This window comes from Mycobacterium sp. NPDC050853 (genome assembly GCF_040653875.1).
GTDB lineage: Bacteria > Actinomycetota > Actinomycetes > Mycobacteriales > Mycobacteriaceae > Mycobacterium.
The window spans coordinates 354,028-376,776 of sequence record NZ_JBFAGW010000003.1 but is presented as its reverse complement, the minus strand read 5'-3'; the positions used below and the strand labels follow the sequence as shown (position 1 = coordinate 376,776).

The window sequence follows — 22,749 nt, the reverse complement described above, 5'->3', positions numbered from 1 at the left end:
CACGGGCGCACGGCTTGCCATACACCGCTGGTGTCGACCTTCTCGTTGATCAGCCAGCTCGGCCATTTCCGCCCGGTCATTGCGTGACCTCTACATCGGCGTACTCGATGCAGTCTTGGATACCGATCTTGACGTTGCTCACTCGTTTGGAATGCACCGCCTGGTTGACCTCATAGAACAGCGGTGTGGCCGGAAGATCCTTGAACAACAAGTCTTCTGCCTTCTGATACGCCCTGGTCGCAAGTTCCACGGTCGGTTCGTTATTGCCCTGCCGCAGCAGCTGATCGAATGCCGGGTTGCTGTAGAACACATAGTTCGATCCGGCAGGGGGAAGCGCCACCGTCCCGTATAGCGATTCCAGGAAGTTGTAGATCGATGGGTAGTCCATCACCCAGCCAGACCGGAACGGCCCCGTCATCCCCTTGCTGTCCTGCTTCGGCAGGAACTGCGACCACGGCAGACTCTTGAGGGCGTAGGGCACTTTCAGGTTGGACTGTAACTGATTTCCGATGGCCTGTACCCACCCCAGTGCTCCGGTACTCGACGAGCTGTACCACAGCTCGATCGGCTTGCTGCGATCGAAATGGGCCTCATCGAGCAGCTTGTTGGCCTCGTCGACGTGCAGCTCGCACAACTTTCCGCACGCGCCCTTGCGGTACCCGTAGACCACTGCCGAACCGTATGAGGTGGCGGGAGTACGGGTGCCGGAGAAGATCACCTGCGTGATCGCCTCGCGGTCGATGGCCATGGAAATCGCCTGGCGGACACGCACATCGGTGTACCGGGGGTCATACATCGGGAAACCCAACGAGGTGATATCCGGGCGAGGCCGCTCCAGAAAGGCCGATCCGAATTCGGCCCTGGCGTTCTCATAGGCGGCGTCGGGCAGATCCAGCTGGATGTCGAGGGCACCGGCCTGCATATCGGTATACGCCGTCAGGCCCTCGGTGTACACCCGCCAGATCAGGCCCTTGGCCTTGGCCTTCTTAGTGCCGGCGTACTGGTCATAACGGCTCAGCGTGAACCCGACACCGCGCACCCAATCGCCGTCTGCCTTGAATGCGCCGTTGCCTATTGGATGTACACCGAATTTGGCCGGGTCCTGGTAGAAGACCTTGGGCAATGGCAGAAATGCGGTGTACCCCAATGTCATCGGGTAAATCGCAAAAGGGGTGTTAAGCCGCACCGTGAAGGTTCGCTCATCCAGGACATGCAGTCCGCGCAGCTGGGTAGCGCGCGGTGGGATCTTGTTCTTAGGATCTCCCTGTAGTTCGTCGAACCCGTCGACGTTCGCAAGAAAACTCGACGATCCCTGGGCATTGGTGCTCAAGGCGGTGTAGTTCCACGCGTCCACGTAGGACTGGGCGGTCACCGGTTCCCCATTATGGAATGTCCATCCGGGCTTGAGTTTTATCGTCCAATTGACGTTGTCGTGGCTGGTGATCGACTCGGCGACACCCGTGTACTCCACCTCCGCGGTGTCGTTGTTGAACTCGACCAGCGCGGTGAACAGCGAGCGCAGGATTCGACCACCCTGATTCTCGGTCGTATTGCCCGGGACCAACGTGTGCTCGGGTTCGGTGATGTACATGCTGAAATAGCCCGGGGGCGCCGGAGTCACGAGGTCCCCGCAGCCGGCGGGTAGCAACGCGGCAATGCCAACAAGCATCACAAGGGCCAGTCGGCGGAACCTCATCCTCACCCTTCCCTCGGTAGCTGAATTAGGTAGGACGACCATAGGCGGGTGACGCGCCGATGTCTCTCCATCGACACACCCACCGCGCCGGATCTGGACGGCCGCACCAATTACTTCTCGGTAACCAGGCCCGCCCACTAGGCTTTGTCCCGGACCTGTATAGGGCAGAAAGGCCAGATCAGATGACCGAAATCAGCACCGAGCCGAATAGCTATCCGCCGTCGCCGGAGTTCGTGGCGACAGCGAACGCAACCTCAGACCTGTACCAGGCAGCTGAGGAGGACAGGCTCGGGTTTTGGGCACAGCAGGCGGGCCGCCTGCACTGGGATGAGCCCTTCAACGAGGTCCTCGACTGGTCCGATGCACCGTTCGCCAGGTGGTTCGTCGACGGCAAGCTCAACGTCTCGTACAACTGCGTGGACCGCCACGTGGAAGCCGGCAACGGCGACCGCGTCGCCATCCACTGGGAAGGCGAACCTGGCGATACCCGCACCATCACCTACGCCGACCTGTTGGCAGAGGTCAGCCAGACCGCCAACTACCTGACCGAGCTCGGCCTGGTTTCCGGTGACCGCGTGGCCATCTACATGCCAATGCTGCCCGAGGCCATCGTGGCGATGCTGGCCTGTGCGCGACTTGGTCTGATGCATTCGGTGGTGTTCGCCGGCTTCTCCGCCGCGGCGCTGCGCGCGCGCATCGACGACGCCCAGGCCAAGCTCGTCATCACCTCCGACGGCCAGTGGCGCCGCGGTGCCGCGGCGCCACTCAAGGCGGCGGTGGACGAGGCACTGGCGGGCGAGGCGAGTTCCGTCGAACATGTGCTGGTGGTGCGCCGCACCGAGATACCCGTCGAATGGACCGAGGGGCGTGACCTCTGGTGGCACGAGACGGTTTCACGGGCCGACACCACACATACTCCGCAGGCCTTTGATTCCGAGCATCCGTTGTTCCTGCTGTACACCTCGGGAACCACCGGCAAGCCCAAGGGCATCATGCACACCTCGGGCGGTTTCCTGACCCAGACCTCATACACGCATTTCAACATCTTCGACCTCAAGCCCGAGACCGACGTGTATTGGTGCACAGCCGATATCGGCTGGGTCACCGGCCACACCTACATCGTGTACGGGCCGCTGTCCAACGGCGCCACCCAGGTGGTGTACGAGGGCACGCCCACCTCCCCGAACGAGCACCGGCACTTCGAGATCATCGAAAAGTACGGTGTCACAATCTATTACATCGCGCCCACCCTGGTGCGGACATTCATGAAGTGGGGCCGCGAGATCCCGTTCGCACACGACCTGTCCAGCCTGCGGCTGCTCGGCAGCGTCGGTGAGCCCATCAACCCCGAGGCGTGGCGCTGGTACCGCGAGGTCATCGGCGGCAACCGCACACCCATCGTCGACACCTGGTGGCAGACCGAAACCGGCTCGGCGATGATCTCCCCGCTGCCCGGCATCACCGACGCCAAACCGGGTTCGGCGATGCGGGCGCTACCCGGTATCTCGGCGAAAATCGTTGATGACGACGGGAATCGGCTCGAGCCCGCGCACAACGACGAACCCGTCACCGGATACCTGGTCCTCGATCAACCGTGGCCGTCGATGCTGCGCGGCATCTGGGGCGACCCTGAGCGGTTCAAGGAGACCTACTGGTCCCGCTACGCCGACAAGGGCTGGTATTTCGCCGGCGACGGCGCACGCTACGACAGCGATGGCGCCATCTGGGTGCTGGGCCGCATCGACGACGTCATGAACATCTCCGGCCACCGGATCTCAACCGCCGAGGTGGAATCCGCGCTTGTCGGGTACGACGGAGTTGCCGAGGCCGCCGTGGTCGGCGCCTCCGACGACACCACGGGGCAGGCCATCGTGGCGTTCGTGATCCTGAAGGCCAGCCATACCGTCGAAGGCGATGAGCTCGTCTCACATCTGAAAGCCCAGGTGTCCAAGGAGATTTCGCCCATCGCCAAACCACGCGAGATTCACGTGGTGCCCGAGCTGCCCAAGACCCGCAGCGGCAAGATCATGCGACGACTACTCCGGGACGTGGCCGAGGGCCGCGAACTCGGCGATACCTCGACGTTGGTCGACCCCAGCGTCTTCGAGGCGATCAGGGCCAGCAAGTAGCCGCGATACGCACGCCTACCCGACCGGGGTGTAACCCACTCCGGCGGTGCGGTTCTTGGCATTGATATCGGCCAGCACGGTGTTGATCGAGTACGTGGTGGTCGGCGTGTGCAACGGGATGTACTTGACGATGCACACCGGAAGTTTGGTGGCGGCGCCATGGATCATTCCCACCAGCTGTCCGTTGACGGTGACCGGCGCACCCGAGTCGCCCGGCTGTCCGCAGACCTGGTTGATGAACGTGCCGGGTTCAGCCCCCGCCCCGAATGTCACCCCGCATGAGTTCCCGGTGGTGCGACCCAGCTTGCACGCGATATCACCCGGCTGGGGATCCGGTCCGATACCGGTGATGGCGAACCCCTTGTAGGTGGAAACCGGCTCCACCTTCGCGGGATCGAACTGGATGGTCGCGTAGTCGTACTGCTCGTTGCCGTTGACGAACTTTCCGAGCACACCCTTCTTGGGAAAGTCCTCCGAGACCACCTGTGAGCCCGCACCACCGCAGTGGGCCGAGGTGAAGCCCACCAGATTGCCCTTGTTGTCATGGCCGATCGTCGTCAGTGTGCACAGGGTGTCGCCGTTGATGATCAGCCCGGCGCCACCGCCCATCGGCACCTTGTCATCGGCACCGGCAGCGGGCGCCGCAACGGCCGGGATCGCGCCCGTGACGAGGCCAAACAGCGCCATCAGGACCGGCAATCCGTAACCCGTACGCCGCCCGAGTGACCTCATTGGCCGGCGCCCATGCTCTTCACGCATGCGGCTCATCGCCCTTTCTCATAACGGCCGCATCTCTCCCCCTGTCGGCCACGTCTGCCGTCATTGTAATCAATATTCACACTGGTCACTTCTGTCACAGACCTATCGATTGGGTAACGACACCCTCAGCACAGACGCGGCGCAGCCCCGGTACCGCCGACGTGGCAACATAGGCCGCACTAGATTCACCGGAATCACACCCGACCCGCAAGGGACACGGAGGGAGCACAGTGAGCAGCCCTGGAAGCCGCAACTACCGCACAGACAACAATGGTGTTCCGATCACCGTCGCCGCCATCCCCCTGTCTGATCCGCATGCCACCGGCACCGGCGAGCCCACCATCGGCAATCTGGTCCGCGATGCCACCAGCCAGGTTTCCGCCCTGGTGCGTGCCGAGGTGGAACTGGCCCGCGCCGAGGTCGTGCGTGATGTCAAGAAGGGCCTGGCGGGCAGCATCTTCTTCATCGCGGCTCTCGTCGTCCTGTTCTACTCGACGTTCTTCTTCTTCTTTTTCGCCGCCGAGGTACTCAAGGTCTGGCTGCCGGCTTGGGCTGCCTACCTGATCATCTTCGCCGCCATGGTGTTCGTCGCGATCCTCGCGGTGCTGATTGGCTATCTCCAGGTCAGGCGAATCCGGGGCCCACGCGACACCATCGCGACGGTCAAGGAAGCACGAACCGTCTTCACACGAGACGACGAGACGCCCGCGCTGACCAAGTCGGCCAAACCCTCAGACCCGTCGGGCTGGTAGCTGCTTCCGTCGGCTCGATACCGACACACACATGCTGTTCGACCAGACGGCCCGTCACCCCGACCCCTCCGTGGTCCGCATTGTCGGGCCATGGCGACATTTTGATGTGCACGCCAACGGAATTCGGTTTCATGCGGTGGAGGCCGAAAACAGTAGAGATGCCCGTCCATCAAACGTAGCCGTCACCAGCAGACCACTCGTGTTGCTGCTGCACGGATTTGGTTCCTTCTGGTGGTCGTGGCGTCATCAACTCCGTGAGCTGACGGATGCCCGCGTGGTGGCCGTCGATCTCCGCGGCTACGGGGGCAGTGACAAGCCCCCGCGCGGATACGACGGATGGACGCTGGCCGGAGATACCGCCGGCCTGATCCGCGCACTGGGCCACACCTCCGCCACGCTCGTCGGGCATGCCGAGGGTGGGCTGGTGTGCTGGGCCACCGCCAATCTGCATCCACGCCTCGTCGACGCCATCGCCGTGGTGAGCTCGCCGCATCCGACCGCCTTGCGCACCTCCACATTCCGTGGAACCGGACAGGGCGGCGCACTCCTCCCATCCCTGTTGCGCTATCAGGTGCCGATCCTCCCCGAACGCACCCTGACGCGTCATCGCGGTGCCGAACTGGAACGCTTGGTGCGCTCGCGGGCGGGGTCGCAGTGGACCACCACCGACGATTTCGCCGAGACCATCAAACAGCTGCGCACCGCGATCGCCATCCCGGGTGTGGCCCATTGTGCGCTGGAGTACCAGCGATGGGCAGTACGCAGCCAATTACGCAGTGAGGGTTGGCGGTTCATGCGATCGATGAATCGCGAGCTGACCGTCCCCGTGCTCCACATGCGCGGTGACGCCGACCCTTACGTGCTCGCAGACTCGGTGCACCGGTCATTACCGTTCGCACCCAACGGGCAGTTCGTATCGCTACGCGACGTCGGCCACTACGGCCACGAGGAAGACCCCGCCACTGTCACCGAACAGTTACGGAACTTTATGGGGCGCCGGTGATTGCGGCCCGTTGACGGACCGCTCCGGCGACTTGTTGGCCTCTGGAGCGGAAATGCAACTGCCGGTGCCGACGGGCTCGGCAAGCCCGGCCTTGGTGAGCTGATCCTGGACCTGTTTGGCGGTGAGCGCGAAGCCGGTGTCGTCATCGTCGATCGCGGCCCCGAAGACCACGCCGAGCACGCGGCCTTCCGTGTCGATCAACGGACCACCGGAATTGCCCTGCAGCACCGAACCCCGGACGGTGTACACCTCGCGGGTGACCGTGGTGGACCGGTAAATATCCGGGCCGTTCAGTTCGATGATCTCCCGGACCCGCGCCGGTGTCGCCCGATAGTCTCCACCGCCCGGGTAACCCAGCACGATCGCGTCGTCACCTGTCTTGGCGGCCTTCGGCGCGAAAACCAGGGGCGCCGCGGGCATCTCGGGAACCGCGAGGATCGAGATGTCCGCATTCGGGTCGTAGGACACCACGGTGGCGTCGAAGTTCTGCCCCTCCGACTCGACGGTGATGCTGTTCGTCCCGGCCACCACATGGGCGTTCGACATCACCCGGTGCGGGGCGATCACGAATCCAGTTCCCTCAAGCGACTTTTGGCAGCTACGGGCGATGCCCTTGATCTTGACGACGCTCGGCTGCGCTCCGCGCACCACCAGCCCGTCGGCCAGCGCCGGGTCGGGAGCGTCGACGGCCGCAATGGGGGTCTTGCCGAACGGCTGCAACACACTGGGCAGCCCGGAAGTATCCAGCAACTTCGACAGGTCGTTGGGGACCTTACGGAGTTCGTCGGGGGCGTACTTGTCGACCTGGCTGAGCACCTTTGATTCGCGTGCTGCCGCAGAGATATTCGGCTGGTTGGAGCTCTGCATCGGGATGGACAGCAGCCACGCGGCGACCAGCACGGCGGCCACCTGCAACGCGACCCCCACCACCGAATCCCCGGTACGGACCACCCGATTTTTGATGGCGCCACGCATAGCCCGGCCCAGCACCACGCCCGCCACCTCGCCGATGACCACCAGCACGAGGATGAGGATGAGAGAGGCGAACAGCTTGGTACGAGCCCCTTCAAGGTTGCTCACCACATGCGGGGCCAGCATGATTCCCGCCACTGCGCCCAGGATTACACCGACGAAGGACATGAGGGAACCCAGTGCGCCGGAACGCCATCCGGATACGGCAGCAATGAACGCGACGGCGACGACGCCGATATCGAGCCACTGCGACGGATTCAGATTCATACCGCTCCTCCCAGGTGCTCGGCCAGCAGTTCATCAAGATCACGAAGGTTACGAGTGTCCCATGGCCGCGCCCAACCGGACACCTCCAGCATCGCCGAGATGATCTGCCCGGTGAAGCCCCACACCAGCATCCCCGGCAAGAGGAAGGCCGGTCCGCTGTAGCGGATACCAAACGTCTTCTTGGTCACCATGATCCGATTGGCCGGGTCAACGAGGTCACCGATCTTCACACGTGATACCTCGGCGGTTTCGCCCGGGTCCACGGCGAGAACCGGCCCTGGATCGGGTGAGTACGCCAGCACCGGGGAGACGTGGAAGCCCGATGGCGGGATGAACAGCGAGTCCATCACCGTCAGCGGTTGCACGCGATCGGGGTCCAGCCCCGTCTCCTCCTGGGCTTCGCGCAATGCCGTTCCCACCGGTCCCCCGTCGCCCGGATCGGTGGCACCGCCGGGGAACGACACCTGGCCGCTGTGCTGACGCAAGGTCGATGCGCGCACCGTCAGCAGCAGATCGGCCTCGGTTGGGTCGGTCACGGTGCGGTCGGCGGACACCAGCACCAGTACGGCCGCCGGTCGGCCGGAGGAGGGCCGCGTGCGCGCTCGCAGCACCGCTTTGATCGCGGGGTGCACACCGCGGCCATAGATGTCCTTGACGCTGCCGGCGTTGTCCACCAGCGGACGCATCCAGTCGGGCGCCGCGCCGGGCGCCAAAGGAGCGATGGTCACTGTCTAGAACCTCACTCCCAATGCCTGTTCGACCTCGGCACCGATCTCATCCGCCGAAGTGAACGAACGCGGTAACACTCGGGCAACGCTACCGTCCGCGCGGATCAAAATGGTCGTGGGCACGACATTCGGCGTCCTCAGGGCCGCGGCGATCCGTCGGGCTCCGTCCTGCAGCATCGGCAGCCTGACGTGAAGCTCGGCCAGTCTGGCAATCCCGGCGGCCTCGTTCTCGTCCTGGTGCACGGTGACAACGGTGAGTTTGTCGCCCGCACGGCGCTGCAACTCGGCCATTGCAGGTAACTCATCGGCGCAGGGGCCACACCAGTAGGCCCACAGGTTCAGCACGACATTTCGGCCCGCAAGCGCGGGTCCCACCTGCACCGTCGATCCATCCGCGGCGCATTCGAGCGAAATCGTGGCCAGCGCCGATGGACCAGGCGTGCTGCCTGATTGCGGACAGGGTGGAAGTTGCGCTTGACGACGTAGCTCCGCGAGAGCTTCTGGGGTGTCGGCGTCTCGGCGTTCCCGGGCGGCGACGAGCCCCTGATCGTTGGGGTCTGCCCCAGGTCGCCGGGGTTGCTCCCGCTGTTGCAGCAGCATGACCGCGATCAGCGCCGCGACCAGCACCACCCCGACGATCGTCCACCGGGCCCCGGTCGTGAGCCGAACCACGTCACAACCCGGCCAGAGCCAGCAGATGCTCGGTTTCCGGGCCCTTCACCAATGGCGCAGCAAGCTCCGGATCTGTCGGACCCAGCCCGTAAGACGGGCAGTCCTTGGCCAGCACGCAGATACCGCAAGCGGGCTTGCGGGCATGACACACCCGTCGACCGTGGAAGATCACCCGGTGACTAAGCAGGGTCCATTCCTTGCGTTCGATGAGCTCCCCGACGATGTGCTCGACCTTGACCGGATCTTCTTCCTCGGTCCACCGCCAGCGACGTACCAGCCGCCCGAAATGCGTGTCGACGGTAATGCCTGGAATGTCAAAGGCGTTTCCCAGGACCACGTTTGCAGTCTTGCGGCCGATGCCGGGCAGGGTGACCAAGTCCTTCAGCCGCGGCGGCACCTCACCGCCGTATCGCTCCACCAGCTGAGTACCCAGGCCGATGATCGAGTTCGTCTTGTTCCGGTAGAAGCCGGTGGTGCGGACCATCTCTTCGAGCTCGGCCCGGTTGGCGCCGGCGTAGTCCTCCGCGGTGCGGTATTTGGCGAACAACGCGGGCGTCACCATGTTGACGCGAACGTCGGTGCATTGTGCCGACAAGATGGTGGCAACAGCCAACTCCAGCGGCGTGGTGAAATCGAGCTCGCAGTAGACATGTGGAAATGCCTGCGCCAGAGTGCGATTCATCCGTCGCGCACGGCGGACCAGTCCCGTGTGCGTCTCGGTTTTCCAGGTTCGCGTCGGCGTTCCCGACTCCGGAACCGCCTTCACCGCCGACTTCGCCCTGGGCTTGGAGGCTGATCCGGTCGCTGCCACAAGGCCAGGGTAGCGGTCCATCCAGACAAGCACCCACACCATTTCGCCCGCTGCGCAGGGCAAACCGGTTGTTTTTCGTGACCTCGCCGAGATCTTGGACGTGTTTACTTCAACCCGTGTCGGGCCTATTCGGGTTGTTGGTACCCGGACTTCTCATGCTTGCCAGCCTTGGGCTGGGGAAGCTGGAAGCCGGGTTGATGCGGCATACCTTGCAACCGAGCGAGGTCGCCGATTTTCTGGACCAAGCCAGTCCATCAGATATGAATCGGCTCGCGCGCGATGGCATGCCGTCGGCCATCGAGGATTTGCACCGTCGTCAATTGCAACGCATCGAGCCCTCGTTGGAGGCGATCTACGAGGCCACTGCAAACGGCCACAACCAGCCACGAGTCAACGGTTTGTCCATGAATCGCCTGCGTGAAGAGGGTGTACCTACCTTGCGCTCCCGGCATTCAGTGGTCGATTCACTGCGTGCCGGTGGCGCAGCGGTGTAGCTTGGATCACGTTCTTCAGCGACCTGGCCTCTAGACTCATGTCGAGGTAGCAGGCCAGCGCAAGCATGACCAACGAATTTGGGTAAGGGGCAAACGTGGACGAGATCCTGGCAAGGGCCGGAATCTTCCAGGGTGTCGAACCGAGTGCCATCTCGGCGCTGACGAAGCAGCTGCAGCCAGTTGACTTTCCGCGCGGGCATACGGTGTTCGCCGAGGGCGAGCCTGGCGACCGTCTGTACATCATCATCACGGGCAAGGTGAAGATCGGGCGCCGGTCTCCCGACGGCCGTGAGAACTTGCTGACGATCATGGGCCCGTCGGACATGTTCGGTGAGCTGTCGATCTTCGACCCCGGGCCCCGGACCTCGAGCGCCACCACCATCACCGAGGTGCGCGCCGTATCGATGGACCGGGACGCGCTGCGCGCCTGGATCGGCGACCGCCCGGAAATCGCCGAGCAGCTGCTGCGCGTGTTGGCCCGCCGCCTGCGCCGCACCAACAACAATCTCGCTGACTTGATCTTCACCGATGTGCCCGGTCGTGTCGCCAAGCAGCTGCTGCAGCTGGCTCAGCGGTTCGGCACCCAGGAGGGCGGCTCACTGCGCGTGACGCACGACCTGACGCAGGAAGAGATCGCTCAGCTGGTGGGCGCGTCCCGCGAGACCGTGAACAAGGCACTGGCCGATTTCGCGCACCGTGGCTGGATCCGGCTGGAGGGCAAGAGCGTCTTGATCTCTGACTCCGAACGCCTGGCCCGCCGAGCGCGATAGCTCCCACGCACCACCCACGGAAGGTGCCTTCTCAGGGTGATGCGCTGATGGCCACCAGCGCCACGCACACGAGTGTCACTACGGCACCGGCTTGTTGAATCCGGCTGAGCCGCTCGTGCAGCACCACGCGGGCGATGAGGACCGTCACCACCGGGTACAGCGAGGACAGCACCGCGGCCACACCGAGGCTTCCATGCGCTGAGGCGTAGGTGAACAACAGGATCGCCGAGGTGTCGAGTACACCCGCGAAAGGCACCACTCCGTATGGCGGGTGCATGTTCGCCCGCAGGCTCTTCCAGCTGAACGCGCCGAGCACGAGGATCAGCATCACCTCGGTAGCGCGGGAGATCACCACCGCCTCAACGGGGTGATATCTGCCGGCCTCGGCCAGCAGGATCATGCAGACGCCGAACATCACCATGCAGAAGAACGACCACACGAGCACCTGCCGCCCCGGACGCTGCCCGTCCAGTCCCTCCGAAGCCGAGGCCAACACGACGCCGACAAGGGTGCCGGCCAACCCCAGGTAGGTCAGCCCCGAGAGCGACTGCCCGATCATCGCGCCCCAGATGACCGGTACCACCGCCCCCACCGCGGCGATCGGGGACACCACCCCCATAGGCCCAATGGCAAGCGCGCGATACAACGCGTAAAGCGCCGTGAAAGCTGCTGGCCCGGAAAGCATTCCCAGCAGTGTGCGGCCATCGAAATGCGACGAAGAGGTGACCAGTGCGACGAGTCCCACCACCGCCAGCCCTACGGGTCGGCTCAGCGCCAGCACCGCGAGCGTCGACCGCCGCTTGCTGGCGTGCCCGCCGATGAAGTCGCTGATACCCCAGCTGAACGAGCCCGCGAGGGCAAGGGGAATCGAGTTCACTTACGGGCGCAGGTAGTCCAGCTGTGCCTGCACCGACCACTCAGCGGCACCCCACAGTGACGGGTCCACATCGGTGTAGACGTGTTCGACCACCTGCCGCGCCGAGGCGTCCTCACCCAGTGCGGCCAACGCTCCACGCACCTGGTCGAGACGCTGCTCGCGGTGGGCCAGGTATTCGGCCGATACCACCGACAGGTCACCCAGCTCCGGACCATGGCCGGGCAGCACCGTCCGCTTGCCCAGACCCTGTAATCGTTTCAGTGACTCCAGGTAGTCGCCGAGACCACCGCCGTCCTGCGCGATGACCGTGGTTCCCCGGCCGAGGATGGTGTCGGCGGTCAGTACCGCGTCATCGAGAACGAAGGACACCGAGTCATCGCTATGCCCTGGGGTGGCCAGCACCGAGATCGACAACCCCGCGACATCGATGCGCTCGCCGTCGGCCAGCGCCACCGAATCCCCACGCAACCATGCCGGGTCGGCGGCGCGCACCGGAGCACCGGTCAGCTCGACGAGACGGTCGACGCCGCCGGTGTGGTCGAAATGGCGATGGCTGACCAGGATCAAGGCCACCTTGCCGATTTTCGCGAGCGCCTCGACGTGTACGTCGGGGTCACCAGCCGCAACGGCCGGGCCGGGGTCGACGATGACGATCTCGTCGCTGCCGGGTGCGCGCAGCACCCAGGTGTTGGTGCCTTCCAGCGTCATCATCCCCGGGTTGTTGGCCAGCAGCACCGAGGCGGTCTCGGTCACCGGCCGCAGCTGGCCATACGCGGGGTGGGTCACGCCGTGTTCACTCCTGGACCTCGACGATCAGCTCCACCTCGACGGGTGCGTTGATCGGCAGCTCCGCAACGCCCACGGCTGAGCGGGCATGCACCCCTGCCTCGCCGAACACCTCGCCCAGGAGCTCTGATGCCCCGTTGACGACACCGGGCTGGCCGGTGAATCCCGGTGCCGATGCGACGAATCCGACGACCTTGACCACCTTCACGACGTTGTCGATCCCAACCAGGGAGTCCACGGCGGCCAGCGCATTGAGGGCGCAGGTGCGGGCCAATGCCTTGGCGTCCTCGGGGGTCACCTCGGCGCCGACCTTGCCCGCGGTGGTCAGGCTGCCGTCCACGATGGGCAGCTGCCCGGAGGTGTAGACGTGGTTGCCGCTGCGCACCGCGGGCTGATACGCCGCCAAGGGCGCTGCGACGGCGGGCAGTTCGATGCCGAGCTCAGCCAACCGAGCACTATGCGTACTCATTTCGCCCGCTTCAGGTAGGCGACGTGCTGTTCACCGGTGGGCCCGGGCAGCACGCTCACCAGCTCCCAGCCATCGCTTCCCCACTGGTCCAGTATCTGCTTGGTGGCGTGAGTGAGCAGCGGGACGGTGGCGTACTCCCATACGGTGCGTTCGGTCATACAGGCAACCCTAGGACAAGCACAGACGTTCCGACATCGGCTCGACTGCGGACGGCTAGCATGCGTGCGTGGTGAACACTTCCTCTGACAACGATGCAGGGACTCCAACCAATGCCTGGCCCGCACGGGTCGCAAATGCGCGACTGCACTTTGTGACGGGCAAGGGTGGGACCGGAAAGTCCACCATCGCCGCGGCGCTGGCCCTTGCGCTGGCCGCGGGCGGCCGGAAAGTGCTGCTGATCGAGGTCGAAAATCGCCAGGGCATCGCCCAGCTTTTCGACGTACCTCCGCTAGCACCGAAGGAACTCAAGATCGCCACCGCCGAGGGCGGCGGAGCAGTGAACGCGCTCGCCATCGAGATCGAGACGGCGTTCATGGAGTACCTCGAGATGTTCTACAACCTCGGGTTGGCCGGGCGTGCGATGAAGCGCATCGGCGCCATCGAGTTCGCCACCACCATCGCGCCGGGTCTACGTGATGTCATCCTCACCGGAAAGATCAAGGAGTGCATCGTCCGCGTCGACAAATCCGGACGGCATGTGTACGACGCCGTCGTGGTCGATGCCCCGCCCACCGGCCGGATCGCGCGCTTCCTCGATGTGACGTCGGCGTTGTCCGATATCGCCAAGGGCGGCCCGATCCACTCGCAGTCCGAGGGTGTGCGCAAGCTGCTGCACTCGGATCAGACGGCCATCCACCTGGTGACGCTGCTGGAAGCGCTGCCCATGCAAGAGACTGCCGAGGCCATCGCCGAACTCACCGCGATGGACATGCCGGTGGGCAGCGTAATCGTCAACCGAACGGTGGTACCGCATTTGTCCCCCACGGATCTCGACAAGGCGGCCGAGGGCGTCATCGACGCCGACGCTGTGCGTAAAGCGTTGAGCGACAACAATGTCACCCTTTCCGATGCAGACTTCGCAGGTCTACTCACCGAGACCATCGAGCATGCGACACGGATGCGGGCGCGCGCCGAGAGCGAGGAGCTGCTCGGCGAGCTGCAGATACCGCGACTGGAATTGCCTACCTTGGCCGACGGTGTCGATCTGGGCAGCCTCTACGAACTGGCCGAGAGCCTGGCCGAACAGGGAGTCCGATGAGCAACACACCTGCCGTCTTGGACATGGCGGCCATCCTCGAAGACCGCAAGAACCGCGTCTTAGTCTGCTGCGGTGCAGGCGGTGTCGGCAAGACCACGACCGCCGCGTCGGTTGCAGTGCGCGCCGCGGAGTACGGCCGCACCGTGGTGGTGCTGACCATCGACCCGGCGCGCCGGCTGGCGCAGTCACTCGGTATCGAGGAGCTCGGCAACACCCCGCAACAGGTGCAGATCGACGGACTCAAGGGCGAGCTGTTCGCAATGATGCTGGACATGCGACGCACCTTCGACGAGTTGGTGGTCCAGCACGCGGGATCCGGCCGCGCACAAGCGATTCTGGACAACAAGTTTTATCAGACAGTCGCCACCTCCATGTCGGGCACACAGGAATACATGGCTATGGAGAAGCTCGGACAGCTTCTCCATGAAGACAAATGGGACCTGATCGTGGTTGACACTCCGCCGTCCCGCAATGCGCTGGACTTCCTGGATGCGCCAAAGCGGTTGGGCAGCTTCATGGATGGACGCCTCTGGAAGATGCTGCTGGGCTCCAGCCGAGGCCTGGGTCGCATCGTCACCGGTGCCGTCGGACTGGCGATGAAGGCGTTGTCCACGGTGCTCGGATCGCAATTGCTTTCCGATGCTTCGATGTTCGTGCAATCACTGGACTCGACGTTCGGCGGATTCCGCGAAAAGGCGGACCGCACCTATGAACTGCTGCGCCGACGCAGCACCCAGTTCATCGTGGTGTCGGCCGCCGAGCCCGACGCACTGCGCGAGGCGACATTCTTCGTCGAGCGGCTGACACAGGAGGGCATGCCGCTGGCCGGACTCATCCTCAACCGCACCCATCCCACGCTGTCCAGCCTGACCGTCGAGCGTGCCGTCGACGTCGCCGAAAACCTCGAAGAATCGGGCGAATACAGCCTCCCGGGGGCCGTGCTACAGATTCACGCCGAGCGCGCGGCGACCGCCAAGCGTGAGATCCGGCTGCTGTCGCGGTTCACTAGCGCCAATCCGACGGTACCGATCGTCGGGGTGCCCTCACTGCCGTTCGATGTCTCCGATCTGGAGGCGCTGCGCGCCATCGCCGATCAGATCACCGGGGTCGCTCCCTAAAACGCAACGAGCGCGCATCCAGGTATTCGGGTCTATCAGAACCCGGCACCTGAGTGCGCGCTCGACGCTACGTCTTAGACCGCGCTCTTGTGCTTACGCTGCGCGGCGAAGAAGTCGGCCCAGGAATCCACATCGGGATGAGCCTTGAGCATCGCGCGACGCTGCCGTTCGGTCAGTCCGCCCCACACGCCGAATTCCACCCGGTTATCCAGCGCATCGGCGCCGCATTCCATCATCACCGGGCAGTGCCTGCAGATGACTGCGGCCTTACGCTGTGCCGCTCCGCGGACGAACAATTCGTCGGGGTCGGCTTGTCTGCATCTGGCCTGGGCCACCCATGCAATGCGCGCTTCTCCAACGTCAATCGATACCGCCACATTCAATGCACTCGTATTCCGGGTGGCTGGCCGTGTAGCTGACACTGGCGATCCCTTCTGTCACTAGTGGCCCTCGAGAGGCGTGGGCCACAGTCCGCGTGGTGTGTAACTTGAATCACACCGTGAGATCAAGCTAGTGGTCAGGGATCTCCAACGCAACACCTGACCCGAATTTTTTGGGACGGTTGTGCCGACAACGTCTTTTCATCGCCCTCCGAGGGCCCGGCGTTACCAATCAGCCAGCCCGCAGACGCGTCCGGGGACGACAGATATCCTGTGCCAATGCCAGAACGTCCGCCTGAGGCCGAGACTCTTGCGAAGCTCGCGGGCTGCGGGCTTGTCGCTGCGGTGATCTTGGCCGGACTGATGTTCCCCTTCGCAGGTGGATTCGGGCTGGCATCCAATCGCGCATCCGATGTAGTGGCCAACGGCTCCACGCAGCTTCTTGAGGGCGAAGTGCCCGCGGTCACCACGGTGGAAGACGCGAAGGGCAACAAGATCGCCTACCTCTACACGCAGCGACGTTTCGAGGTGCCCTCCGACCAGATCGCCGACGGCATGAAGCTGGCGCTCCTGTCCATTGAGGACAAGCGCTTCACCTCGCACAACGGTGTCGACTGGAAGGGCACGCTGGGTGGTCTGGCCGGATACGCCTCCGGCGACGAGGACACCCGCGGTGGCTCAACGATCGAGCAGCAGTATGTGAAGAACTATCAACTGCTGGTGGTGGCCAAGACCGACGCCGAGCGCAAGGCCGCCATCGAGACCACTCCCGCCCGCAAGCTGCGGGAAATCCGGATGGCCCTGCGACTGGACCGCACCTTCACCAAACAGGACATCCTGACCAGGTACCTGAACCTGGTGTCGTTCGGTAACAACTCCTTCGGCGTGCAGGACGCCGCGCAGACCTACTTCGGTGTCGACGCCAAGGACCTGAACTGGCAGCAGGCCGCACTGCTGGCGGGCATGGTGCAGTCCACCAGTGGCCTGAACCCGTACGTGAACCCCGAACGCGCGCTGGCGCGGCGGAACCTGGTGCTCGACACGATGATCACGAACGCCCCGGAGAAGCGGGCCGAACTGGTGGCGGCCAAGGCGCAGCCGCTCGGGGTGCTGCCCCAGCCCAACGAACTGCCGCGCGGGTGTATTGCCGCGGGAGACCGTGCGTTCTTCTGCGATTACGTGCTCGACTACCTGGCCAAGTCCGGTATCTCCAAGGACCAGGTGATGAAGGGTGGGTACCTCATCCGCACCACCCTGGACCCCGAGGTTCAGAACTCGGTGAAACAGGCGGTCTCCCACGTCGCCGATCCGGGTATCAACGGCGTCGCCGACGTCATGAGCGTCATCAAACCCGGGCAAACCAGCCACCCCATTCTGGCGATGGCCTCCAGCCGAACCTACGGATTGAATGGCGCCACCGGCGAGACCATGCAGCCGCAGCCCTTCTCTCTCGTCGGCGACGGCGCCGGATCGATCTTCAAAATCTTCACGGTCGCGGCGGCCATGGATATGGGTATGGGTATCAACACCGTGCTCGACGTGCCACCGACGTTCGCGGCCAAGGGCCTGGGCAGTAGCGACGGCTCCAAGGGTTGCCCCAAGGACAACTGGTGCGTCAAGAACGTCGGCAATTACCGTTCCCCGATGAGCGTCACCGACGCCCTGGCGACCTCGCCGAACACCGCGTTCGCCAAGCTGATTCAGTCGATTGGCGTGTCCAAGGCGGTGGATATGGCCGTCAAGTTGGGCATGCGCTCCTACGCGGAGGCGGGCACCGCCAAGCCATATGACCCCGAGGGCGACGAGAGCCTGGCCGACTACATCAAGAAGTACAACCTAGGCTCGTTCACGCTGGGCCCCATCCAGGTGAACGCTCTCGAATTGTCCAATGTGGCAGCCACTTTGGCCTCGGGCGGCAAATGGTGCCCGCCAAACCCGATCGACAAGGTCTTCGACCGCCACGGCAAGGAGGTGCCGACGACCATCGAGTCCTGCGAGCAGGTGGTACCCACGGGGCTGGCGAACACTCTCGCCAACGCGCTGAGCAAGGACGATCAGCCCGGCGGCACCGCTGCGGGTTCGGCAGGATCGGTCGGCTGGAACCTGCCGCTGTCCAGCAAGACCGGAACCACTGAAGCGCACCGGTCCTCGGCCTTCCTGGGATTTACCAACAACCTGGCCGGCTCGAGCTACATCTTTGACGATTCGACGACTCCGGGCGATCTGTGTTCGTTCCCGCTCCGTAAGTGTGGTGACGGAAACCTGTACGGCGGCAACGAGCCCGCTCGCGCCTGGTTTGAGGCGATGAAACCCATCGCCGAAAGTTACGGTCCTACCGCCCTGCCGCCGACCGAGCCGCGGTATGTCGAAGGAGGCCCCGGTTCCAAGGTGCCCAGCATCAACGGGCTCCGCGAGCCCGAGGCGCGTGAGGCCATCAAGAAGGCCGGGTTCAGGGTCGCCGACCAGGCCAGCACCGTGAACAGCACCGCACCGTTCAACGAGGTGGTGGGCACCAGTCCTAGCGGAACCACCATCCCCGGATCCGTCATCACCATCCTGATGAGCAATGGGATTCCGCCCGCGCCGCCACCTCTGGTTATCCCGGGCATCCCGGGTATGCCTGGCGGTGGCGAGATGACCACCACGATCGTGAATATCCCCGGCCTGCCGCCGATCACCGTGCCGGTGCTGGCACCGCCCCCGTAGATCGATCGCGCCGGGCCGTTATCGGGGACGAGAAATTCGCCACGTTTTGCCCAGGTGATCAGGGGTCACGCAGCTTTCGGCGCTACTCTCGGGTGATGGGCACGTCTTCCGCCGCACTGAACACGGTTATCAAACGAGCTGCCGCGTATTCGGCGGGGTCGGCGGCGCTTGGCATCGGGTACGCGTCGATCATCGAACGCAACGCGTTCACGGTCCGCGAGACGACGATGGATGTTCTCGATCCCGGCGCTTCGCCACTGCGAGTGCTGCACATCAGCGATATCCACATGCGGCCGGGCCAACATCTCAAACAGGCCTGGCTACGTGAGCTGGCGCAATGGCAGCCGGATCTGGTGATCAACACCGGCGACAACCTGGCACACCCCAAGGCAGTGTCCTCGGTGGTGCAGGCGCTCGGCGATCTACTTTCGGTACCAGGGCTTTTCGTCTTCGGAAGCAACGACTACTTCGGTCCGCGGCTGAAGAACCCCGCCAAGTACCTGTACAAGAGCGATGAGCGCACCCACGGTGAGCCGCTGCCGTGGCAGGACCTACGCGCCGCATTCACCGAGCGCGGCTGGCAGGACATGACCCACACCCGTCACGAGCTGGAGGTCGCCGGGGTCCGGATCGCGGCCGCCGGAGTGGACGACCCGCATCTGCACCGGGATCGGTACGACACCATCGCCGGGATGCCGAATCCGCTCGCGACACTGCGGCTGGGGCTCACTCATTCGCCCGAGCCTCGGGTGTTGGATCGCTTCGCCGAGGACGGCTACCAGCTGGTGATGGCCGGGCACACCCACGGCGGACAGTTGTGCCTGCCGTTCTACGGGGCCATCGTCACCAACTGCGAGCTGGACCGTTCCCGGGTGAAGGGCCCGTCACGGTGGGGTTCGCATATGCAGCTGCACGTATCCGCGGGGATCGGAACGTCACCGTTCGCACCGATGCGGTTCTTCTGCCGTCCGGAGGCAACCCTGCTGACCCTGGTTCCGGCGCGCATCAGCGGTCAAGGGGCCGACGCCGAGTCCGGGGATCGGCGGCCCAGCGCGACCGCGCGCTGACATGAACCGCGAATGGGCCGATAACGCGGTCCGGTTGATTGAGGCCGATGCCCGTCGTAGTGCGGACACTCATCTCCTGCGGTATCCCCTGCCCGCGGCCTGGGCCGGCACCGTGGATGTCCAGCTGTACCTCAAGGACGAGTCCACCCACATCACCGGCAGCCTCAAACATCGTTTGGCGCGTTCCCTTTTCCTGTACGCACTGTGCAACGGGTTCATCGAGGAGAACACCACGGTCGTGGAGGCGTCCTCCGGTTCGACCGCGGTCTCCGAGGCCTACTTCGCACAGCTGCTGGGGCTGCCGTTCATAGCGGTGATGACGACTTCGACGAGTCACAGCAAGATCGCCTTGATCGAATCACAGGGTGGCCGTTGCCATTTCGTCGACGAGGCGCAACAGGTGTATGCCGAGGCGCAGCGGCTTGCCGACGAGGCCGGCGGGCACTACCTGGACCAGTTCACCAATGCCGAGCGGGCGACCGACTGGCGCGGTAACAACAACATCGCCGAATCGATCTTCACGCAGATGCATTATGAAAAGCACCCGCTGCCAACGTGGATCGTGGTCGGCGCGGGTACCGGCGGTACCAGCGCGACCATCGGCCGCTACATCCGGTATCGGCGCTACCCCACCCAGCTCTGTGTTGTGGATCCCGACAACTCGGCCTTCTATCCCTCATACGTCGCGGGACATGATGTGGTGACTGGGGTTTCATCGCGCATCGAGGGCATCGGACGTCCCCGCGTGGAGCAGTCGTTCCTACCGACGGTGGTGGACCGCATGGAGCAGATACCCGATGCGGAGTCGGTCGCGGCAACACAACATGCCAGCGCGGTGCTGGGGCGTCGAGTGGGGGCCTCGACGGGGACCAACCTGTGCGGCGCGTTCCGGCTCATTTCCGAGATGTCCGCTGCGGGTACCGGCGGGTCGGTGGTGACGCTGCTGGCCGATACCGGCGACCGGTATGCCGACACCTACTTCGACAACACCTGGGTCGCCGAGCAAGGATTCGACCTGTCGGAACCGTCGGAGCGGCTGCGAGAGTTCGAGCGCACCGGCCGCTGGGGATAGTCCCCGGGACGTAATTGTCGCTACGTCAGGAAGCGGACGCCGGTCGCGGCTCCGCACGGCTACGTTCGGTATATGGATGCGATGCACCGGCCGCGTACCTGGCTGGTGCCGCTCGTCGTCGCCGCGATCCAGGTGGTCGGCAGCGCCGGCTCTCGGCATCAACATCCGGATATGGGGTGGCGGGAGCTGGATTGGTTCGCCTACCTGCTGCTGGTGTCCGGCCCGATCGCGCTACTGGCACGCCGGCGGTATCCGTACGCCGTGCTGCTCGTCGTCATCGCGGTGACAGTCGCGTACCCGCTAGCGGGATTCGGTTTCGGGCCCATCTTCATTTCCTTGGTGGTGGCGTTTCTCGCGGCGGCGACACAAGGCCCGCGCTGGCTGACCTACCCCGTCCCGTTCCTGGGCTGGGCGGCCGTGATGTGGGGTGTGCCGTGGATCCGCGGCGACAATCCGCCGCCATCGATCGCGCTGACGGCGACCGCGGCCTGGCTGTTGGTGCTCGTCGGTGTCGCCGAAGCGATCCGCCAGCGGCGGGTGGCCGTGGAGGCTCGCCGTCAGCGCCGGGCCTCGATCGCGCGCGAGGCGCAGACCGACCGGGAACGTCGGGAGACCGACGCGCGATTGGCGTTGGCGCGCGAGCTGCATGACGTGCTGGCGCACAGCCTGTCGATGATCAACGTGCAGTCCTCGGTGGCGTTAGAGCTCATCGACGAGCAGCCCGAGCGCGCGGGGTCCGCGCTCGGGGCGATCAAAGATGCCAGCCGACAGGCGATTTCGGATGTGCATTCCTTGGTGGCGGCGCTGCGGACGGAGGCGGGTGTTCCCGTTGCGCCAACATCGGGGGTGACGGATCTGGACGCCCTGGTGTCCACCGCGCGCGCCGCCGGACTCGTGGTGACCACCCACGTCACGGGTGCGTGTCCGCTGCCCGCGGTGATCGATGTGGCCGCAGGCCGGATCGTGCAGGAGGCCCTGACCAACGTGGTGCGGCATTCGTCGGCAACCGAGGCCGTCGTGGCGATCACGTATCAAGCCGCTGAGATCGATGTCGCCGTGGAAGATCCCGGACCTGCCCGGCTAGGCGCGACAACGTCGGGGGGCACCGGGATCGCGGGGATGCGAGAACGGGCTCGGGCACTGAGCGGTTCGTTAACGGCACAACCCCTGCCGGACGGAGGTTTCGTGGTGCGGGCACGGCTGCCGATAGGAGCGCAATCGTGAGCATTCGGGTGATCGTCGCCGACGACCAGGCCCTGGTGCGGGCGGGATTCGTCGTGCTGCTCGACGCGCAGGACGGTATCGAGGTGGTTGCCGAGGCCGCCAACGGCGTCCAGGCGCTGGCGGCGGCACAGGAGCATCGTCCCGATGTGGTGCTGATGGACATCCGCATGCCAGAGCTGGATGGGTTGGCCGCGACGCGACAGATCGCCGCGGACCCGGATCTGGTCGATGTTCGGGTGGTGGTGCTGACGACCTTCGAGCTCGACGAGTACGTCTTCGAGGCGATGCGTGCCGGAGCCAGCGGGTTCCTCGTGAAACATTCCGAGCCATCGGAACTGGTCAGGGCGGTGCGCGTGGTCGCGGAGGGAGACGCGCTGCTGTCGCCTTCGGTGACCCGACGGCTGCTGGCGGAGTTCTCCACCCACGCCAAGCAACCCAACGAGTCCGGGCTCGAGGAGCTCACCGACCGCGAGCGTGAGGTGATGACGCTGGTCGCGGAGGGCCTGACCAATGCCGAGATCGGGGCGCGCCTGTTCATGAGCCCGGCGACGGCTCGCACTCATGTGAGCCGCATCCTCACCAAGCTGAGTGCCCGTGATCGCACCCAGCTGGTGGTGATCGCCTACGAGTCGGGGCTGGTGCGCCCGCGCTGGCAGGACTGAAGCTACGCCGCGACGCGTAGTGCATGTGCCGCCTCAGGGCCGATGTCTAGCGCTCTACGTGAGCGCAGCCTTGACGT

The 22,749-nt window shown here is 64.7% G+C and carries 23 protein-coding genes; 12 read left to right on the top strand and 11 right to left on the bottom strand.

Features of this window, described 5'->3' with window-relative positions; all coding sequences use genetic code 11:
• Positions 1 to 76: 76 nt before the first annotated feature.
• Positions 77 to 1,696 carry an ABC transporter substrate-binding protein gene (locus AB0H22_RS13760; RefSeq protein WP_358146929.1) on the bottom strand — a complete coding sequence of 540 codons (1,620 nt, stop codon included), beginning with the start codon at positions 1,694 to 1,696 and terminating at the stop codon, positions 77 to 79.
• Positions 1,697 to 1,878: 182 nt separating this feature from the next.
• On the opposite strand from AB0H22_RS13760, the gene acs reads away from it, so the two are divergent.
• Positions 1,879 to 3,825, top strand: coding sequence for an acetate--CoA ligase (gene acs, locus AB0H22_RS13755; RefSeq protein WP_180750684.1), 1,947 nt, complete (start codon positions 1,879 to 1,881; stop codon positions 3,823 to 3,825).
• 15 nt (positions 3,826 to 3,840) lie between these two features.
• Here the strand turns inward: acs and AB0H22_RS13750 are convergent, their stop codons facing one another.
• Positions 3,841 to 4,557 carry a serine protease gene (locus AB0H22_RS13750; RefSeq protein WP_180750683.1) on the bottom strand — a complete coding sequence of 239 codons (717 nt, stop codon included), beginning with the start codon at positions 4,555 to 4,557 and terminating at the stop codon, positions 3,841 to 3,843.
• A gap of 257 nt (positions 4,558 to 4,814) precedes the next feature.
• On the opposite strand from AB0H22_RS13750, the gene AB0H22_RS13745 reads away from it, so the two are divergent.
• Together AB0H22_RS13745 and AB0H22_RS13740 are read left to right on the top strand one after the other, a co-directional pair.
• Positions 4,815 to 5,336 carry a phage holin family protein gene (locus AB0H22_RS13745; protein WP_180750682.1) on the top strand — a complete coding sequence of 174 codons (522 nt, stop codon included), beginning with the start codon at positions 4,815 to 4,817 and terminating at the stop codon, positions 5,334 to 5,336.
• Positions 5,337 to 5,367: 31 nt separating this feature from the next.
• Positions 5,368 to 6,339: an alpha/beta hydrolase gene (locus AB0H22_RS13740; protein WP_358146927.1), complete on the top strand. Its 972-nt coding sequence runs from the start codon at positions 5,368 to 5,370 to the stop codon at positions 6,337 to 6,339.
• Here AB0H22_RS13740 and marP read toward each other — a convergent pair.
• Genes marP through nth form a run of 4 tightly spaced genes read right to left on the bottom strand, consistent with a single transcriptional unit; the run spans position 6,313 to position 9,660 of the window.
• Positions 6,313 to 7,578: an acid resistance serine protease MarP gene (marP, locus tag AB0H22_RS13735; RefSeq protein WP_358146926.1), complete on the bottom strand. Its 1,266-nt coding sequence runs from the start codon at positions 7,576 to 7,578 to the stop codon at positions 6,313 to 6,315. The two genes, AB0H22_RS13740 and marP, sit on opposite strands and share 27 nt — an antisense overlap.
• Positions 7,575 to 8,264 carry a CoA pyrophosphatase gene (locus tag AB0H22_RS13730; protein WP_358147047.1) on the bottom strand — a complete coding sequence of 230 codons (690 nt, stop codon included), beginning with the start codon at positions 8,262 to 8,264 and terminating at the stop codon, positions 7,575 to 7,577. Before AB0H22_RS13730 ends, marP begins: the two co-directional genes overlap by 4 nt.
• Positions 8,265 to 8,309: 45 nt before the next feature.
• Complete coding sequence (locus AB0H22_RS13725; protein WP_358146925.1) at positions 8,310 to 8,978, bottom strand: redoxin family protein; 669 nt, start codon at positions 8,976 to 8,978, stop codon at positions 8,310 to 8,312.
• Position 8,979: 1 nt separating this feature from the next.
• Positions 8,980 to 9,660, bottom strand: a complete 681-nt coding sequence (gene nth, locus AB0H22_RS13720; protein WP_358147046.1) for an endonuclease III — start codon at positions 9,658 to 9,660, stop codon at positions 8,980 to 8,982.
• Positions 9,661 to 9,944: 284 nt separating this feature from the next.
• Between nth and AB0H22_RS13715 the strand changes: the two genes are divergently transcribed.
• Both AB0H22_RS13715 and crp read left to right on the top strand, forming a co-directional pair.
• Positions 9,945 to 10,283 carry a hypothetical protein gene (locus tag AB0H22_RS13715; RefSeq protein WP_180750854.1) on the top strand — a complete coding sequence of 113 codons (339 nt, stop codon included), beginning with the start codon at positions 9,945 to 9,947 and terminating at the stop codon, positions 10,281 to 10,283.
• A gap of 95 nt (positions 10,284 to 10,378) precedes the next feature.
• Positions 10,379 to 11,053 carry a cAMP-activated global transcriptional regulator CRP gene (gene crp / locus AB0H22_RS13710; RefSeq protein ID WP_078311583.1) on the top strand — a complete coding sequence of 225 codons (675 nt, stop codon included), beginning with the start codon at positions 10,379 to 10,381 and terminating at the stop codon, positions 11,051 to 11,053.
• A 31-nt stretch (positions 11,054 to 11,084) separates the two neighbouring features.
• Here the strand turns inward: crp and AB0H22_RS13705 are convergent, their stop codons facing one another.
• From AB0H22_RS13705 to AB0H22_RS13690, 4 genes are read right to left on the bottom strand one after another with little or no spacing between them, the layout of a single operon-like run.
• A complete protein-coding gene (locus AB0H22_RS13705; RefSeq protein ID WP_180750676.1) occupies positions 11,085 to 11,930 on the bottom strand; it encodes a DMT family transporter in 846 nt (281 codons plus the stop codon).
• On the bottom strand, positions 11,931 to 12,716 hold the full coding sequence (locus tag AB0H22_RS13700; RefSeq protein ID WP_358146924.1) for an MBL fold metallo-hydrolase: 786 nt from the start codon (positions 12,714 to 12,716) through the stop codon (positions 11,931 to 11,933).
• Positions 12,717 to 12,723: 7 nt separating this feature from the next.
• A complete protein-coding gene (locus AB0H22_RS13695) occupies positions 12,724 to 13,185 on the bottom strand; it encodes a RidA family protein (protein ID WP_358146923.1) in 462 nt (153 codons plus the stop codon).
• On the bottom strand, positions 13,182 to 13,343 hold the full coding sequence (locus AB0H22_RS13690; protein WP_180750673.1) for a DUF4177 domain-containing protein: 162 nt from the start codon (positions 13,341 to 13,343) through the stop codon (positions 13,182 to 13,184). The genes AB0H22_RS13695 and AB0H22_RS13690 overlap by 4 nt, the downstream gene beginning before the upstream one ends.
• 71 nt (positions 13,344 to 13,414) lie before the next feature.
• On the opposite strand from AB0H22_RS13690, the gene AB0H22_RS13685 reads away from it, so the two are divergent.
• A complete protein-coding gene (locus tag AB0H22_RS13685) occupies positions 13,415 to 14,443 on the top strand; it encodes an ArsA-related P-loop ATPase (RefSeq protein WP_358147045.1) in 1,029 nt (342 codons plus the stop codon).
• Entirely contained in the window at positions 14,440 to 15,561 is a 1,122-nt protein-coding gene (locus AB0H22_RS13680) for an ArsA family ATPase (RefSeq protein WP_180750672.1), read from the top strand. Before AB0H22_RS13685 ends, AB0H22_RS13680 begins: the two co-directional genes overlap by 4 nt.
• 74 nt (positions 15,562 to 15,635) lie before the next feature.
• On the opposite strand, the gene AB0H22_RS13675 is transcribed toward AB0H22_RS13680, so the two are convergent.
• Positions 15,636 to 15,944 carry a WhiB family transcriptional regulator gene (locus tag AB0H22_RS13675; protein ID WP_219603187.1) on the bottom strand — a complete coding sequence of 103 codons (309 nt, stop codon included), beginning with the start codon at positions 15,942 to 15,944 and terminating at the stop codon, positions 15,636 to 15,638.
• A 276-nt stretch (positions 15,945 to 16,220) separates the two neighbouring features.
• Between AB0H22_RS13675 and ponA2 the strand changes: the two genes are divergently transcribed.
• From ponA2 to AB0H22_RS13650, 5 genes are all read left to right on the top strand, one after another.
• Positions 16,221 to 18,647 carry a transglycosylase/D,D-transpeptidase PonA2 gene (gene ponA2, locus AB0H22_RS13670; RefSeq protein WP_358146921.1) on the top strand — a complete coding sequence of 809 codons (2,427 nt, stop codon included), beginning with the start codon at positions 16,221 to 16,223 and terminating at the stop codon, positions 18,645 to 18,647.
• A 95-nt stretch (positions 18,648 to 18,742) separates the two neighbouring features.
• Positions 18,743 to 19,714 carry a metallophosphoesterase gene (locus AB0H22_RS13665; protein ID WP_180750669.1) on the top strand — a complete coding sequence of 324 codons (972 nt, stop codon included), beginning with the start codon at positions 18,743 to 18,745 and terminating at the stop codon, positions 19,712 to 19,714.
• A gap of 1 nt (position 19,715) precedes the next feature.
• Complete coding sequence (locus AB0H22_RS13660; RefSeq protein ID WP_358146920.1) at positions 19,716 to 20,786, top strand: PLP-dependent cysteine synthase family protein; 1,071 nt, start codon at positions 19,716 to 19,718, stop codon at positions 20,784 to 20,786.
• A 72-nt stretch (positions 20,787 to 20,858) separates the two neighbouring features.
• A complete protein-coding gene (locus tag AB0H22_RS13655; protein ID WP_358146918.1) occupies positions 20,859 to 22,010 on the top strand; it encodes a sensor histidine kinase in 1,152 nt (383 codons plus the stop codon).
• Positions 22,007 to 22,672, top strand: a complete 666-nt coding sequence (locus AB0H22_RS13650; RefSeq protein WP_358146917.1) for a response regulator transcription factor — start codon at positions 22,007 to 22,009, stop codon at positions 22,670 to 22,672. The genes AB0H22_RS13655 and AB0H22_RS13650 overlap by 4 nt, the downstream gene beginning before the upstream one ends.
• The last annotated feature ends 77 nt before the right edge of the window (positions 22,673 to 22,749 follow it).

Coding starts and splice junctions, on each gene's coding strand:
- AB0H22_RS13760 (WP_358146929.1), bottom strand. CDS start 1,696: ATGAGGTTCCGCCGACTGGCCCTTGTGATGCTTGTTGGCATTGCCGCG.
- acs (WP_180750684.1), top strand. CDS start 1,879: ATGACCGAAATCAGCACCGAGCCGAATAGCTATCCGCCGTCGCCGGAG.
- AB0H22_RS13750 (WP_180750683.1), bottom strand. CDS start 4,557: ATGAGGTCACTCGGGCGGCGTACGGGTTACGGATTGCCGGTCCTGATG.
- AB0H22_RS13740 (WP_358146927.1), top strand. CDS start 5,368: ATGCTGTTCGACCAGACGGCCCGTCACCCCGACCCCTCCGTGGTCCGC.
- marP (WP_358146926.1), bottom strand. CDS start 7,578: ATGAATCTGAATCCGTCGCAGTGGCTCGATATCGGCGTCGTCGCCGTC.
- AB0H22_RS13730 (WP_358147047.1), bottom strand. CDS start 8,264: ATGCGTCCGCTGGTGGACAACGCCGGCAGCGTCAAGGACATCTATGGC.
- nth (WP_358147046.1), bottom strand. CDS start 9,660: ATGAATCGCACTCTGGCGCAGGCATTTCCACATGTCTACTGCGAGCTC.
- AB0H22_RS13715 (WP_180750854.1), top strand. CDS start 9,945: ATGCTTGCCAGCCTTGGGCTGGGGAAGCTGGAAGCCGGGTTGATGCGG.
- AB0H22_RS13695 (WP_358146923.1), bottom strand. CDS start 13,185: ATGAGTACGCATAGTGCTCGGTTGGCTGAGCTCGGCATCGAACTGCCC.
- AB0H22_RS13690 (WP_180750673.1), bottom strand. CDS start 13,343: ATGACCGAACGCACCGTATGGGAGTACGCCACCGTCCCGCTGCTCACT.
- AB0H22_RS13680 (WP_180750672.1), top strand. CDS start 14,440: ATGAGCAACACACCTGCCGTCTTGGACATGGCGGCCATCCTCGAAGAC.
- ponA2 (WP_358146921.1), top strand. CDS start 16,221: ATGCCAGAACGTCCGCCTGAGGCCGAGACTCTTGCGAAGCTCGCGGGC.
- AB0H22_RS13665 (WP_180750669.1), top strand. CDS start 18,743: ATGGGCACGTCTTCCGCCGCACTGAACACGGTTATCAAACGAGCTGCC.
- AB0H22_RS13660 (WP_358146920.1), top strand. CDS start 19,716: ATGAACCGCGAATGGGCCGATAACGCGGTCCGGTTGATTGAGGCCGAT.
- AB0H22_RS13655 (WP_358146918.1), top strand. CDS start 20,859: ATGGATGCGATGCACCGGCCGCGTACCTGGCTGGTGCCGCTCGTCGTC.